Here is a 13,426-nt window from a genome sequence, read left to right as displayed (position 1 = left end):
GATGGGCTTTGTAAAAATTATTTGATTGAAAAATCAAAATGGCAATTTAAAACCTGGAGGAATTGGCAGACCTGCAGTCATTTCTTGAGTTTTTTGCGCCATTGCAGCTTCGATCTTGCCTTTGGCTTCATTGTGGGCAGCCATGATCAGATCTTCCAAAATTTCGGTATCTTCAGGCTTATTAAGTGAAGGATCTATTTTAATGCCCTTAATCAGCCCTTGCCCAGATAATGTGACACTGACCATGCCACCGCCAGATGTGGCGGTTACTTCCATATTGGCCATTTCATCTTGCATTTCTTGCATTTTGGCCTGCATTTCTTTGGCCTTTTTCATCATGCCCATCATATCGCGCATCAATAACTCCTTAAAATAATCAACGAACCATAGCTTAACGCTAAAGCTTATTCTTCTTCCATATCGGCATGCTCATCGCTTAAATCAATATCGTCATCGCTTTCATCTTCCGGATCGATATTATTTAAACGCACATCAACAATTTTTGCACCGGGAAAATGTGATAAAATCCGACCAACATCGGGATCAGCCTCGGCATCTGATAAAAGCTCATCGCGATGAGCTTGTTCGGCTTCGGCAATTGTCATGCCACCACCATCACGCAAGGCGGTTACCGCCCAACGCTCTCCCGTCCATTCCAATAAAGTCTTGGTAATAATGGTTGAGAGATTACGTGGTGCATCATCGGTTGGTACATATTCCAACACGCCTTGCTTGACGGTTATTGGGCGAACATATTCTTTTAAATAAAATTTAAAATGCAGATCGCGATTTTCATCAGCAAGCGTGATTAAATCATTAAAGCGTTTAATTTCAGGCTTTTTTTTTTCGCTTTTTACTTGCCCATCAATAGAGGCTTCATCTTCGCCCTGCGCTTTACTTTCAATTTGTTGATTTTCAGGCTTTTGACTTTCAGGTTGTTGATTTTCAGCTTGCTGTAAAACGTCAACCTCAACCGCTTGACTTTCAGCTTGTTGCTTGTCGCTTAAAGGCGCGGTTGCTTCAATTGATAAAGAGCTGTCTACTTCATCAACGGTGGAAAGCGGTGCAACGCCTTCATCTTTCACTGCGTTAGCAACTTGCGTCTTTTCTTCAACCTTGTCTTCTACTTGTGGGATTAAAGCCGATTGCTTATCCACTGGTGCTTGCTCATGATTTTTATTATCTAAGCCAGTATTATCTAATTGAGTGGTTGCCTCTATGACTACATTTGCAGCATTATCAACAACTGGTAAGGATTGCAGAGCAGGATTTTGCTCAATTTTGTTTTGCCCATTTAGACTTATTACATTTGCGCTTTGTGGTGCAGCTAGTTGTTGGGGCGCTGCCTTTTGCATGGCGACAGCCATTTGGCTCAATGCAATATCAGGGGTTTTACCGTCAGTAATAGCTTTTAAAGCTTCATCAATTGTTGGCAAATCGGCAGCATGAGCCAGCCGAATAAGCAGCATTTCTGCCGCTTGCAATGGGCGCGGCGCATTATCAGCTTCGCTAATGCCTTTTAGCAACATTTGCCAATTACGTGACAAAGTGCGGATAGAAAGCTTGCTTGCAAAATCTGCACCGCGGCGGCGCTCTTCTTCGGAAAGCGATACATCATCAATCAATTGCGGGGTAAAGCGCAAGCGGGTTACCAAGTGATTAAAGTCCGCAAGCTCGGTTAAAATCACTACCGGATCAGCACCGGCATCATATTGGCCTTTAAATTCTTGCAAAGCACTGGCAATATTACCGCTCATAATAAGCTCGAATAAATCGATAATACGAGCGCGGTCGGCAAGGCCAAGCATTGAGCGAACCGCTTCAATATGAACACTGCCAGCACCGTGAGCAATAGCTTGATCCAAAATAGACAAGGCATCTCGCACCGATCCCTCACCAGCGCGCGCAATCATCGCCAAAGCTTCACTATCAACAGTGATATTCTCGGCACTCGAAATTTTTTGCAAATGCTGCGTCAAGGTAGCAGAATCAATGCGGCGCAAATCAAAGCGCTGACACCGACTTAATACTGTAATTGGAACTTTACGAATTTCGGTGGTTGCAAAAATAAACTTCACATGGGGTGGCGGTTCTTCCAATGTTTTAAGCAGACCATTAAAGGCCTGCGTTGAAAGCATATGCACCTCATCGATGATATAGACTTTATAGCGTGCTGAAACAGGGCGATAACGCACTTGCTCAATAATTTCACGAATATCATCAATACCGGTATGGGAAGCAGCATCCATTTCTACCACATCGACATGGCGCCCTTCCATAATCGCTTGGCAATGTTCACCCATCACTGATAGGTCAATGGTTGGGCGGTCGATAGTATCAGTCTTATAATTAAGAGCGCGCGCCAAAATACGAGCTGTAGTAGTTTTACCCACACCGCGTACACCAGTCAGCATCCATGCTTGCGCAATGCGCCCCGCCTCAAAGGCATTGGTTAGGGTGCGCACCATCGGCTCTTGACCGATAAGATCAGAAAAATCTTGCGGACGATATTTGCGGGCAAGAACGCGATAAGCTTGTTCTGCCGTATTATTGTCCATGCTATCAATCCAAATATCTGAAAAAAGGTTGGCTAAAATATTTCTAGATTTATGGCATTTTGCCAACAGCTTTGCAATTTATTTATTTGCAAAAAAAATGCGCTTTACACAGCTGAAATATCGATATCCTAAAGAATATTTGATTTGCTGCAAACCTTACAAAGGTGGGAAACTGGCACGGTGACCCGACCCAGATTCGTTAGGGCTGCTTCCTTCCGGACCTGACCCGATTGGCGAGTGGTTCGTCCACCACCAGCTTCCCACTTGTCATATCGTCAATTTGGGCGCAAAAAGCAAGTATTGATTTTTAAAAAATGGTAAGAAAATACAATGAATAGCCAATTTTCCCTTGATAAACGCTTAGAAAACGACACAAAACTAATATGTTCCTTAAAAATTTGTGATTTACGCCTGCTTGATGATAGCCGTTGGCTTTGGTTAGTTCTTATTCCAAGAATCGCTAATGTGGTTGAATTACACATGCTAGATCAAACCAGCCAAAGCGCGATATTTGCTGAGATGATGAGTGTATCGCAAGCCTTGCATAATATTTTCCCCGATGCAAAAATCAACACCGGTGCGCTTGGCAATATTGTGCGCCAATTGCATATTCATATTATTGCCCGCCATGAAAATGATGTAAATTGGCCAGGACCAGTTTGGGGCGTTGCAGGAAAAATAGCTTATGATGATGAGGCTGCCTTTACTGTAATGGATAAAATCAAACATGCTTTAGGCAAAGATGTGCTTAATTAAAAAAGAAAATAAAGTTGCAGCATAGCTTTGAGAAGCAAAGATTATATGATTTTAAATATAATTTACAAGATGTTAATCTATAGCCGAAAAAACGACTAACCTATTTAATAGCATTTAAATATCGGTCATTTTAAAATTTTTATCTTTGCTGATGAAATTTTTAAATGCTGCCATATGTAGAATAGAACGAGCGAACACAAGATGCTTTGCTCTGTAAAATCTGTTCATCTTTGCTTCGGACCAAGTAGGCTTTTTCAAGTTGGCCTGTAAACGTCAAGGCATTCTTTTATTTGTGATATTGCAGTTTTCGGGGGAATGATATGCCAGCACCAATTTCTTTGTCAAATATTGCTTTTACTGGCAATCCAATTATCCGCGATAGCGAAAAGCGCAGCGACGATTGTGTGGAGCTTGCACTAAAATCTGACGAAAGCTTAGTAATATTGTTTATAAATGGTCTTGCTGTACAAAAGGAAGATACGCCATTACTTACTCTTGGCGAAGTCCAGCAATTTGATCCCAATTGGAAAAGTGCCGTTTATCTCGGGCAATATCGTGGCCGTTCGATTCTCGCGGCCCATAGTAATATCAAGATTGATGATTTAACCGAGCCGTTTACTGCCAGTAATTTACGCAGCCTTTATACTGATACAAAAATTGCACCACCATTGGTGGGTGCTTTGGCGCAAGCTTCATCGCTTTTAAATTGGCATGATAATAATGGCTTTTGTGCGCGCTGCGGCAATGAAACCTTGATGCGTGGTGGCGGCAATCGTCGCAGTTGTAGCCGTTGCGGAGCGGAGCATTTCCCACGGGTTGATCCTATTGCCATCATGTTGGTAACACGACGCGATAAATGCCTTTTGGCCCATAATCATAATTTTACTGAAAAGCGCTTTTCCTGTCTTGCAGGGTTTATTGAACAGGGTGAAACATTTGAAGCAGCGGTACGCCGCGAAGTATTTGAAGAAGTGCAGATTAAAATTGGTGAAGTCACCTATATTGCAAGCCAACCATGGCCTTTTCCCCAAGCCTTAATGCTTGGTAGTTTTGCTGATGCCCTTGATAATAATATTATAATTGATGATAGCGAAATTGAGCAGGCCCAATGGTTTGACCGTAGTGAAGTGAAGACCATGCTGCTTGAAGAGCATCCGCAGAACTTTAGTCTTCCTCCTACAGGCTCTATTGCTAATTATCTCATACGTCGTTGGTTAAATAAATTTTCGAGAGGAAGAAGCTAAACAGGCTGAAAATCTGACTATTATGATAATAATCACGCTGCAATAGTTGTCACAACAGCTCCATATAAACAAGCTTGCCCCATCGCCACCTAGTTTTGTCATGAAACTGCAATGTCGTAACGATAACACTTGACTGTATTTGGAATGTCGAGGTTATTATGTTAAAAATTTTTCGTATTTGCGCAATTGGGGCGCTGCTGTCTATGTCTGCTTTATCTGCTTTTGCACAAGTACATCTTGACCGCTTACCGCAAAGTGACAAGGTTCCAGACGAATTTGTCGCCGTCATTGAAATACCGCAAGGCAGTAATGTAAAATATGAAATTGATAAGGAAAGCGGGCTTATTTTTGTTGACCGCTTCCAATCTATGCCTGTGGTTTATCCTGCCAATTATGGTTCGGTGCCAAGCAGTCTTGCAGGTGATGGCGATCCTCTTGACGTCATTGTTTATACTCGCAGCCCAATTATGCCAGGTGCAGCGATTAAAGTACGCCCCATAGGCATATTAAAAATGATTGATGGCGGCGAAGCCGATGATAAAATTGTTGCCGTACCAACATCAAAAATTGATCCAACCTATGACAATATAAAAGACCTTAAAGACTTGCCAAAAATTGAAGTTTTGCGGCTTGAGCAATTTTTCGCCATTTACAAAAATTTACCCGAAGGGCGCAAAAAAGTCGAGTTAAATGGCTTTGAGGATGCGGTGGCTGCTCGTATAGCGATTAAAACAGCCATTGATGCCTATAGAGAAAAAAATACCGCCCATTAAGTCTAATAATCGCGGTAATCATGCCTCAAAAATAAATAAAGCGCTTGTGTTCAACAAACACAAGCGCTTTATTTATGCCTTAATGTTTAACTCTTAATCAAGAGTGAAGTCAAAACGGTAGCTGCCTGATACACCAACGGTGAATTGATTTTTAGAGCCGCGTTGCTTAACTAGGCTAGAATCAGCAGAAGGACCAGTTAAGCGATCATATTCAGCAAAAAGACTGGTGGTAATCTTATCAGTAGTTTTCCAAGTCACAGCACCGCCAGCACCAACAGAACCAATGCCGCCCTTTGGATTATAGGGCTTGAGGCCGGTTAATGGTGCACGAATTTCATCAACACCATAGAAGGCTTTATAATAATCTTTTGAAGCAACAAACATTCTTGGGCCTGCCGACACACGAACGGTTGGCGTAACATCGTGGAAAGCATCAACAGCAATATCGGCAACAACACCTTGGTGAGAGCGGATACCATGGCGCACTTCAACACGGGCGCGCATCCAATCAACTGGATAAAGTTCAGCAAAAAGACCTGCTTCGCCGCCAAGCTTTACGCGCTTCATGCCTTTAAGATCGTCGGATGTGCCACCATCGCGTTGCCAAATAATCTTGCCAACAATACCGGCATTAAATGGGCCAGAGGAAATGAGACCAAAGGAAGGATTATCATTTCGTGAAGAAAAGCGTGCTTCAGAACCAGTGCGACCGATCGAAAAAATGGGCGCAAACTTAAGTTCGTTTTTAGAATCACCTTCATAGCTCGGCGCACTATAAGCAGAACCGCCTAAGGTGAGCGACCAGTTACCAGACCAAAAATGTGCTTTTTCTTGCGGCATAGCAATGCCATCATTATAGCCACTGCCATTATTATTATAGCCATTGCCACTATTATAATCGGCAGCCATAGCGGGTAGCGCAGCAAATGATGCGGCTGATAAAAGTGCAGCAGTAATTATTTTTTTTGTGCCGCTTCGTATGTAATGACCTAAAAACACGTTATAAAACTCCAATATAAACCCCGCCTTGTTTTCACATTTCCAGTGGTCAAGATTAACCATATTACCTGAAAGTTTAAAAGAAAACAGCATCATTGTCGGCAATAAGTGTAAAATTTGATTTAAACAATGAAATCAAGTTTTATATTTTGAGCCAAAAAATGCTTTCTTCTATTTTATGGTTTCCAAAGGGTTAAAATTTATTCCTAAATTTTGCTGCCAATAGCATTTAAAAAAAGATTAGAGTGCTTGCCTCGACTTAATATGCAGTCACGCTCTCTATCCGTAGCTGATAAGTGGTTTTTACCAAGTGACGAGCGCCAAGTAAACAATCCGCCTATTTGATTCCATTTAACACAAAACAATCACTTAATTTCCTTAAAAAATATAACCAATTGTTTATTATGTAAAATTTTAAATACTCCATAACACATTTCAAATTATAATATCATAAATTTGCTTTATTTCTCTTTCATATTGAACGTCGTTCAATATTGAATTATGTTCAAATATATTAAAGGAGGCGAAAATGCAAGAAAAAAACGATCTTGAAACTCTTAAAGCCGAGAACAATCCATCACAACGTTTTTTTAATGTAGCAAGCTTTGCAGTCATCATCTGTATAATAGCCTCAGCATTCACCACCTATCATTACCCAAAAAACCAACCCGAATTGACTATTTGGGGCGGCACCCCACTTTTGGCAACAACATTTGGTCCAATTATTTGGCTGCTTTTTGTCGCCTTGCCACTGGTGCTCAGTGTTAGTTTTCTTTTTCGGAACCAATATAAGATGTGGCGTATTGGCTCCTATTCGATGATGTGGGCAAGCATCCTCCTTGGCATTATTTTTATCATCATGTCGGTCTACGAAATTTTAAGCACTATTTTCGCATACATAGTTTGCAGCTTTGCTTCATTATTTGGCATATTCTTCGTGATGGCAAAACGTATTGATACAGCATTTAATTCATGCCTTGCCAAAAACGGCGTTGACATTAACCAAACCTTTGGCATTTCTATTTATCTGATCTATGCTGCTGCCCTCATTAGCCTTTTTACTCTTATCCATATGGCAATTAAGGGAGCGATAAAAAAAACATAGATTTTTAATTATCTAACTTAGAGCTTGATGCATTTACATATATTCACAATAATCTCACTCAATAATGTGCAATGAGATTTCATGTTTTTTCATCTAAACAGTTTTTTAATCTGCCGTAAAATTTTAATAATTTCACGCCTGCTAAACCAATTATGAGCTTTTCCATCAACGCGAAGTGCGAGAATTTGTTTGAGTTTTGATATTCCCCGAACCTAATCGCTAATATCCTTGCGGATCACTCATTTGCGTATTTTTATGACTAAAACAGGCGGTAAACTTTATAGCAGCCTGTTTAACGTCAACCATGTTTAGCACCTATTTCTTGCAAGAAAAATAACCTGAACAAATTATCCAAATACCGATATTGAAGCGCTAAACGCTATTTTGATACTGAAAACGCCACACCATTTCCAAGCAAAGCCAAGCTAATATGTTGAAAAATCATAAAGAGCTCATTTGTAGCGCGCAATTTTGTGCCAGAATACAAGCTAATAGCTGGCGTCTTGTATTTACATTAAGCGTACAAGCCAAAAGCGCTCACTAGCAACAGCAAATAAAATAAATGAATTTATCAAAATTTATGATAGTTTTCTTTGTTTAACCATCAGCATAAAAATATTAACCAACATCTACCTTAGTAGATATTAAAGCAAAATAATGATTTTATAATATATAAAATAACCAGCACTTGAATAACCACCATTACATTGTTTATAGTAACGCCGTTGACTATAAAGTCGACCCTTAGTCATATATCAAATAAGTCATATCTTAAAAAAATTCTAATATTTTAACTATATCGAACTGATTTATAATTGGCTGCCAATCGAGGAAAACATATTGAACGTTTCAAGTAATTTAGTAGTGAAAAATAAATTGCAAAAAAGTGACCCTAAAATTGGTGGATTGCTTTATTTGGTTGCAATATACTTAACATATCACGTGGTTTATAATGTCAGCTATATTTTAAATAAGGTTCAATTTATTTACAATTTTGACAGCTTTACCCAAGTTTTAGTCTCATTTCTTTCTGCTCCATTCTCATTTGATTTAGTCTTAATGACAATGGCTTTCATAGGGTTACTTAAGGAAAAACGAACCTTCCCATATGTATTTATTGCATTTTTGATCTATCGAATTTGCTTGGATGTTGGTTATGCCTTATTTTTTAAATATAGATTTAAAAAAGATGAAGTGTTTACGTCCCCTATTTATTGGCTAGGCTGTTTTATAGCTGTTATTTTTCTATTCTATATTATTTTTTCTAAGCGAGTAAAAAACACCTTCGTTAATTAATTGTTTTTTAAATATAGTTATTTCAATTCTTAGATTGAGTTTGGAACCGTTATGAATGGTATAAATACAAGTAGCAATATCACCGCAAAGAAGGGAAAAATTGTAAAAAATACTAAAATTGGCGGCGCGCTTTACTTGGTTGCCCTTTATCTTATTTTATTTACAATTTCATGTATACGCGACATCATAGCAATTTTTAATAGTGATTTTTCAACTTATTTCTTTAATGCTGATTTTTCAAATAATTTCATTGTAGCGAAGCTATTAAATACAAACTTTTTGTTTCCATTATTTTTATTCCAATTTGTGATGCTCTTTATCATTGCAATTGGATATTTCAAAAAATACTATTATTTCCCTACTATGTTTATATTATTTTTAATAAGTAATTTTCTTTATAATGCAGCTTATATAAAGCAAATACCAAATTTTGAATATTTGAATTATTTTTTTAAATTTTATTTTGAGATTCTTTTGATTTTATTCATAGATATAATTTTATTAATTTATATATATTGCTCCAAACGGGTCAAAGAAACCTTTATAAATTGAATAAAGGCAACTGATTTAAGTTGCTAGAATTTGCCTTATAATGAAACACTTTAGACGGCGTTGAACCTTTCATAAAATTGTAATGTCAAAATGACAAATTGCAAAACGACAATGTTACACAGATAATTGATTATTTTTTTAACAATATGAACAGTAAATTGATGTTTTTTGGGATCGTAATGGATAAAATGACGGTGACGAAAATTAGTTGCTAAAAATGATCTATGAGGAAGTGAAAAATGGATAAAAAGAAAAAGCGATTTTCCTTTCCTAAGCTCAATAATAAAACACTACGCCAGAATGTCGATTCTGCGATTAGAAATCGTCGCGGACATCGGCCACTATCAGCAGATAGGGAGGGTGGCGATACGGTTATCGCATCCTATAATGTTCATAAATGTGTGGGCCTTGACAAGATATTTAATCCTGAAAGAATTGTTAATGTTATTTCTGAACTTAATGCTGATATTATAGGTTTGCAAGAAATCGATAAACGCTTTGGTGAACGCATAGGCCTTTTGGATCTGAATTATTTAAATGAGCGCACCGGATTAAAGCCCGTACCAATACAGGCCATGTCATCGCTGGGGCACGGTTGGCACGGCAATGGGCTATTTTTTCGTAATGGCGAAGTGCGTGATGTACATCAGATAAAATTGCCAGGATTAGAGCCGCGCGGCGCTGTCATTGTTGAATTTGAGTTAATTTATGGCCCCCTACGAGTTATTGGTGCGCATTTTGGTTTATTACACCGTTCGCGTATACAGCAAGCAAAAACTATTTTAAGCTATCTTGAAACGCGCCCAGACATGCCAACTTTATTAATTGGTGACCTGAATGAATGGCGTATTGGTAAAGGGTCATCTCTCACCAGCCTATCACCGCTTTTTGACCTTGCAATGGGAACTTTACCAAGTTTTCCTGCGCGTTTTCCCGTCTTAGCTTTGGATCGCGTGTTTGCTTATCCTAAAAATCTAATAAATTCTGTAGAGGTGCACAAAAGTGCTTTGGCCCGCATTGCATCAGATCACCTACCCATCAAAGCCCATATTGATATCCTTGGCGCTTTAAATAGCATGAATGTCGCAGCAAACACTTAATAGAATATTTTGTCATAAGCATTTTACGAAAGACTTATCATAAATGCAGAAGTTCTATGTCCATAATATTAACTAATCTGAATTTTGCCAAACCAGCTCAAGTAAAACTCGACACAAACTGCCTAATTAATTTTTAGTTCGATTTTTTTGAATAAATTTTGGATTTTTTAAAAGCTTATAGTCGGTATTACGAAAGATTTTTGGATATTTTAGATTAAACTAATATTTTTGCGTAAAAACTGGCAAGAGATAAGGCTATATTGGTTTAAATACAACTACTCAGGAACGGCAATAATTTCTTGCTAACCAATATCTCTATAAAATAATAATCCGGATGCAGAAGCATCCGGATTACGTCCTGAGGCCGGGATGACAGACGGCTAATTGCGGGGCACCGTTCTGCCGCTAACACATGCAGGATATCATATGATAGCAATACAACTATATGGTGTATTTTGATTCATGTCAAATAAAATTAACCGGCTAATTAGTTTATGGCTATAATGTGGTGGAAAACTGTTTTGTTTTAAATCTTAAGAAAAATACAACTAAAAATTACATAATTTCCAAGAAATTAATATTAGAAAATATAAACTAGCTCCATTTCGAGCCATTATTTTTTGATTAAATATATTTATAATTCTCTAAATCGCGCTTAAGTTGTATTTAAATACTGATTAAACAGGTTACTTGAGTAATTAGATAACCTCAATTTTAATTATTTGTAAATACTTTAATGAATTTCAACAAAGTTTCGCGACAAAAAATCAAACTATACCGTATCTATTTTACCAATATATTTCCCACGCATATTAATTTTACACGCGATTGATAAAATGAGGTATTTTAAAATTGTTTTTATCAAAAAGGCTAAGTCAGGCGGACTTAAAATGTGAGTCCGCCATGCTGTTGCACTATGCAATCTTAAAAAAGTAGATTGCAATTTTATGATAAGCGCTTTTTCCAAATTTCGATTTGTTGGCGCACTTGATTTGGCGCTGTACCACCGTAAGATTGACGGCTTTCAACCGACTTTTCTACGGTGAGGTAATCAAATACATCACTGGTAATACCCTTATGGATAGATTGTAAGTCTTGCAAGGTTAGCGCACCAAGTTCCACTTTCTTTTCTTCAGCTAGTGCAACCGCACGTCCAGTAACGTGGTGAGCCTCCCTAAAGGGTAAGCCAAGTACGCGCACTAGCCAATCAGCAAGATCGGTAGCGGTGGAAAAACCAGAGCCTGCAGCTTTTGCCATAGCATCGGTATTAATGTGAATATCGCTCATCATACCCGTCATAGCAGCAATGCACAGCTCTAAGGTTTCAGCCGCGTCAAATACCGCTTCCTTATCTTCTTGCATGTCTTTAGAATAGGCAAGCGGTAAGCCTTTCATCACAGTCAGCAATGTGATTAACGCACCATTGATACGGCCCGTTTTTGCACGGATAAGCTCTGCGGCATCAGGATTTTTCTTTTGAGGCATAATCGATGACCCGGTTGAAAAACTGTCAGACAAGCGCACAAAATTAAATTGTGGTGTTGACCAAATAACAATTTCCTCGGCCATACGGGATAGATGGGTGGCGCAAATCGAGGCTGCACTTAAAAACTCCAGCGCATAATCACGATCAGATACGCTATCAATCGAATTGCGGGTTGGTTCACGAAAGCCTAATAATTTGGCGGTCATGAAACGATCGGTTGGAAAGCCCGTACCGGCAAGGGCTGCGGCACCAAGGGGTGACTCGTCCATGCGATTGACCGCATCTTGCATACGCGACAAATCACGGCCAAACATTTCAACATAGGCCATAAGGTGGTGACCATAGGTAACTGGCTGCGCCGTTTGTAAGTGAGTAAAGCCCGGCATATAATTTCCAGCAAATTGTTCCGCACGCTTTACTAAAAGAACAATTAATTTATGAAGGCTAGCAGCGGTCTTTTGCGTTTCATCCTTAACCCAGAGACGAAAATCAACCGCCACCTGATCATTACGCGAACGCGCGGTATGCAAACGCCCTGCCGGTTCGCCAATAAGATCCTTAAGACGCGCTTCAATATTCATATGAATATCTTCAAGGCGGCGTGAAAAAACAAAGCTACCGCTTTCAATTTCTTTCAAAATAATATGCAATCCGCGCTCTATCTCTTGCATATCATGAGCAGAAATAATACCTTGTTTAGCAAGCATCGCTGCATGAGCAAGGGAACCTTTGATATCTTGTTTATAAAGTTTGCGGTCATAATCAATGGAAGCATTAATTTCTTCCATAATAGCGTCGGGGCCAGAGGCAAAACGTCCACCCCACATCTGGTTGCTTTTATCGGTCTCAGTCATAATCTTGGCCCTGAATTAAAGGAATAATAAAATGCTTGAAGAAAAACCTTATGGCAAAAGGATTAAAACAGCAATAAAAACTATTTTTAAACCTAAAAGCTCGTATATTTTTGCCCTTCTACCATTTTTGCTATACGCGATTTTCCCCGCACCCTCAATGGCAGAAAATAAGTCTTGTGCGTTAAATGAACAAAAATTAAGCTCGTTGAAAAAAAGTCGTTCTGGCGAGTTTACCAACGTTATTATGGCACAAGATCCGTTTTATGCCGGTGATTTAACCTTTAAAAACGCGGACGGCAAAGAAGTTAAAGTTTCTGATTTTAAAGGACAAACAGTTTTCTTAAACCTTTGGGCAACGTGGTGTGGGCCATGCCGTGAGGAAATGCCCGATATTGCCAAGGTGCAAGACGAAAAAGCAGATGATTCTCTTGCTGTTGTTGCAGTCAATGTTGATAAGCAAGAAGATAGCTATGTGCATGACTTCTTAAAAGAATATAAAGCCGATAATTTGCCGTTTTATCGCGATACTTCAATGGCAATTTTTTATAAATTACGCCGTGAAGGTTTGGCACTCGGACTTCCAACCACATTGATTATTGACAAGGATGGTTGTTTGACGGCTAGCCTTATCGGCTCTGCTCCTTGGGGCGATGCAGATGCTATGAAGTTCATCGACAAGGTCAAAGAACTTGATGCACAATAA

The 13,426-nt window shown here is 39.0% G+C and carries 12 protein-coding genes and 1 other RNA gene; 8 read left to right on the top strand and 5 right to left on the bottom strand.

Going from position 1 to position 13,426, the window contains the following annotated elements:
* Positions 1-33: 33 nt before the first annotated feature.
* The 3 genes from N6B01_RS13640 to ffs form a co-directional block, all read right to left on the bottom strand.
* The gene (locus N6B01_RS13640) at positions 34-357 is read right to left on the bottom strand and encodes a YbaB/EbfC family nucleoid-associated protein (protein ID WP_182418296.1); all 324 of its coding nucleotides are present in this window, start codon (positions 355-357) and stop codon (positions 34-36) included.
* A gap of 47 nt (positions 358-404) precedes the next feature.
* Positions 405-2,558, bottom strand: coding sequence for a DNA polymerase III subunit gamma/tau (locus tag N6B01_RS13635; protein WP_262079266.1), 2,154 nt, complete (start codon positions 2,556-2,558; stop codon positions 405-407).
* A 164-nt stretch (positions 2,559-2,722) separates the two neighbouring features.
* An RNA gene (gene ffs / locus N6B01_RS13630) (signal recognition particle sRNA small type) lies at positions 2,723-2,819 on the bottom strand.
* Positions 2,820-2,888: 69 nt separating this feature from the next.
* On the opposite strand from ffs, the gene N6B01_RS13625 reads away from it, so the two are divergent.
* From N6B01_RS13625 to N6B01_RS13615, 3 genes are all read left to right on the top strand, one after another.
* A complete protein-coding gene (locus tag N6B01_RS13625) occupies positions 2,889-3,314 on the top strand; it encodes an HIT family protein (protein ID WP_262079265.1) in 426 nt (141 codons plus the stop codon).
* 320 nt (positions 3,315-3,634) lie between these two features.
* The gene (nudC, locus tag N6B01_RS13620; protein ID WP_262079263.1) at positions 3,635-4,558 is read left to right on the top strand and encodes an NAD(+) diphosphatase; all 924 of its coding nucleotides are present in this window, start codon (positions 3,635-3,637) and stop codon (positions 4,556-4,558) included.
* A 203-nt stretch (positions 4,559-4,761) separates the two neighbouring features.
* On the top strand, positions 4,762-5,331 hold the full coding sequence (locus N6B01_RS13615) for an inorganic diphosphatase (RefSeq protein ID WP_262079262.1): 570 nt from the start codon (positions 4,762-4,764) through the stop codon (positions 5,329-5,331).
* A gap of 93 nt (positions 5,332-5,424) precedes the next feature.
* On the opposite strand, the gene N6B01_RS13610 is transcribed toward N6B01_RS13615, so the two are convergent.
* A complete protein-coding gene (locus N6B01_RS13610) occupies positions 5,425-6,240 on the bottom strand; it encodes a MipA/OmpV family protein (protein ID WP_182419789.1) in 816 nt (271 codons plus the stop codon).
* A 619-nt stretch (positions 6,241-6,859) separates the two neighbouring features.
* Here N6B01_RS13610 and N6B01_RS13605 point away from each other — a divergent pair.
* From N6B01_RS13605 to N6B01_RS13590, 4 genes are all read left to right on the top strand, one after another.
* Positions 6,860-7,435 (top strand): hypothetical protein, encoded by a 576-nt coding sequence (locus tag N6B01_RS13605; RefSeq protein WP_262079261.1) that lies wholly within the window; start codon positions 6,860-6,862, stop codon positions 7,433-7,435.
* 840 nt (positions 7,436-8,275) lie between these two features.
* Positions 8,276-8,731 carry a DUF2569 family protein gene (locus N6B01_RS13600; protein WP_262079260.1) on the top strand — a complete coding sequence of 152 codons (456 nt, stop codon included), beginning with the start codon at positions 8,276-8,278 and terminating at the stop codon, positions 8,729-8,731.
* 51 nt (positions 8,732-8,782) lie between these two features.
* The gene (locus N6B01_RS13595) at positions 8,783-9,283 is read left to right on the top strand and encodes a DUF2569 family protein (protein WP_262079259.1); all 501 of its coding nucleotides are present in this window, start codon (positions 8,783-8,785) and stop codon (positions 9,281-9,283) included.
* Between the two features lie 239 nt (positions 9,284-9,522).
* A complete protein-coding gene (locus N6B01_RS13590; RefSeq protein WP_262079257.1) occupies positions 9,523-10,383 on the top strand; it encodes an endonuclease/exonuclease/phosphatase family protein in 861 nt (286 codons plus the stop codon).
* Between the two features lie 945 nt (positions 10,384-11,328).
* Here the strand turns inward: N6B01_RS13590 and argH are convergent.
* Positions 11,329-12,723 carry an argininosuccinate lyase gene (gene argH, locus N6B01_RS13585; RefSeq protein WP_262079255.1) on the bottom strand — a complete coding sequence of 465 codons (1,395 nt, stop codon included), beginning with the start codon at positions 12,721-12,723 and terminating at the stop codon, positions 11,329-11,331.
* Positions 12,724-12,754: 31 nt separating this feature from the next.
* Between argH and N6B01_RS13580 the strand changes: the two genes are divergently transcribed.
* The gene (locus N6B01_RS13580; RefSeq protein WP_182418286.1) at positions 12,755-13,426 is read left to right on the top strand and encodes a TlpA disulfide reductase family protein; all 672 of its coding nucleotides are present in this window, start codon (positions 12,755-12,757) and stop codon (positions 13,424-13,426) included.

Source organism: Bartonella sp. HY406 (genome assembly GCF_025449315.1).
GTDB lineage: Bacteria > Pseudomonadota > Alphaproteobacteria > Rhizobiales > Rhizobiaceae > HY038.
Note: the sequence above shows the minus strand (reverse complement) of the source record. Positions and strands in the feature narration are given on the sequence as shown.

Bases quoted from the DNA above. Each gene is read 5' to 3' on its own strand.
- N6B01_RS13595 (WP_262079259.1), top strand. From the start codon at position 8,783: ATGAATGGTATAAATACAAGTAGCAATATCACCGCAAAGAAGGGAAAA.
- N6B01_RS13615 (WP_262079262.1), top strand. From the start codon at position 4,762: ATGTCTGCTTTATCTGCTTTTGCACAAGTACATCTTGACCGCTTACCG.
- N6B01_RS13635 (WP_262079266.1), bottom strand. From the start codon at position 2,558: ATGGACAATAATACGGCAGAACAAGCTTATCGCGTTCTTGCCCGCAAA.
- N6B01_RS13590 (WP_262079257.1), top strand. From the start codon at position 9,523: ATGGATAAAAAGAAAAAGCGATTTTCCTTTCCTAAGCTCAATAATAAA.
- argH (WP_262079255.1), bottom strand. From the start codon at position 12,723: ATGACTGAGACCGATAAAAGCAACCAGATGTGGGGTGGACGTTTTGCC.
- N6B01_RS13640 (WP_182418296.1), bottom strand. From the start codon at position 357: ATGCGCGATATGATGGGCATGATGAAAAAGGCCAAAGAAATGCAGGCC.
- N6B01_RS13605 (WP_262079261.1), top strand. From the start codon at position 6,860: ATGCAAGAAAAAAACGATCTTGAAACTCTTAAAGCCGAGAACAATCCA.
- N6B01_RS13625 (WP_262079265.1), top strand. From the start codon at position 2,889: ATGAATAGCCAATTTTCCCTTGATAAACGCTTAGAAAACGACACAAAA.
- nudC (WP_262079263.1), top strand. From the start codon at position 3,635: ATGCCAGCACCAATTTCTTTGTCAAATATTGCTTTTACTGGCAATCCA.
- N6B01_RS13580 (WP_182418286.1), top strand. From the start codon at position 12,755: ATGCTTGAAGAAAAACCTTATGGCAAAAGGATTAAAACAGCAATAAAA.
- N6B01_RS13610 (WP_182419789.1), bottom strand. From the start codon at position 6,240: ATGGCTGCCGATTATAATAGTGGCAATGGCTATAATAATAATGGCAGT.